A 1273-nucleotide genomic window follows, 5' to 3' on the forward strand; every position below is an offset into this window, starting at 1 on the left:
GCAGTTGGCTTAACAGACGGTGGCTACGGAAATGGGACAGGGCATTGGAACCCGGCAGTATCAACATGATTGGAAGGTGGTTGATGCAGCGTGGCTGCGGGTTAAAGGTAGGTATGACAATATCTTTCGTACGGCAAATTTCCTTTGCGCGCATTATACCCGTTTTGCCCCTGCCTTATGACCGGAACTTGCGGTTTTGCCCCCCTTTTGCCCTGTACAGCGGCAGTTTTTGACACGGCAACAACACCCTCAGGCAATCATCCGGCGATCACATAGCGGTTCTTGCCCTGGCGCTTGGCCAGGTACAGCGCCTCGTCGGCCAGCCGGTAGCTGTGGCCCAGCTCTTTACCCCGGTCCAGCTCGGCCACGCCCACGCTGATCGACACGAACTGTGCGGCATGGAAAGCCTGGCTGACGGCCTCGACCAGACCACCGGCAAAGGCGCGCGCGTCTTCGCGGCTGCCCGCATACACGATGCCGAATTCCTCGCCGCCCAGGCGCCCGCACAGATGGCCTTGCGTCTTGTCGGCGATGATGGCGGCCGTGCGCACCAGCACCTCGTCGCCCGCATCGTGCCCCTGCTGGTCGTTGATGATCTTGAAATCGTCGATGTCGATCATCAGGAAATGCAGCATGCCGCCATGGGTGGCGCCATGCATCTGCTGGGCGCGCTGCGTGAACATGCGGCGGTTGTTCAGGCCCGTCAGGCTGTCCTGGAAGGCCAGCCGCGTCAATTCCACCTTGGCGTGATAGTTGCGCAAGCGCAATAAGCTGAAGCTGACATTCAGCGCCAGGCCGAACAGCACGCTGACGGCGATCATCAATGGCACCCAGGATTGGTCGGGCAAGCCCGCGTTGACGGGGTACAGGCCGTGGCCCACGTTCCACCAGATGCCGGCCACCACGGCAAGGTAGCTGAGGCCGCCATTGAAGATGGAGGCGATGGCCAGGGTCAGGAAGACGCCCACGGGCAAGACCCAGAAGCTGGCGTGCAGGACGGCGTCGGCCATCGTGCGCAGGCCGAAAGTCAGGGCCAGCACGGCGCAGGCGCCGGAAATGGTCAGCACGGGCAAGGTGGTGCAGCGGTAGCGCGCCACCAGGCTGGCCAGCATGCCCAGCAGCGCCAGCACGGCGTGCAGCAGGTTCGGATGATAGGGATCGGGCATCATCAGCCAGGTCATGCTATAGGCAATGATGCCCATCACTTGCGTGACGAGGCCGACGCGGTGCAATTCCGCAAAATAGGTATGCTGCTGTTCGCTGTTGCCGCCAA

General features: G+C 62.0%; 1 protein-coding gene. It reads right to left on the bottom strand.

The window, feature by feature from the left end; all coding sequences use genetic code 11:
* Positions 1 to 257: 257 nt before the first annotated feature.
* Positions 258 to 1273 (bottom strand): GGDEF domain-containing protein (locus ASN89_RS24210; protein ID WP_058051048.1); only part of this gene is annotated, 1016 nt, incomplete at its 5' end.

The organism is Janthinobacterium sp. Ant5-2-1 (genome assembly GCF_001445815.1).
Lineage (GTDB): Bacteria > Pseudomonadota > Gammaproteobacteria > Burkholderiales > Burkholderiaceae_D > Janthinobacterium > Janthinobacterium lividum_E.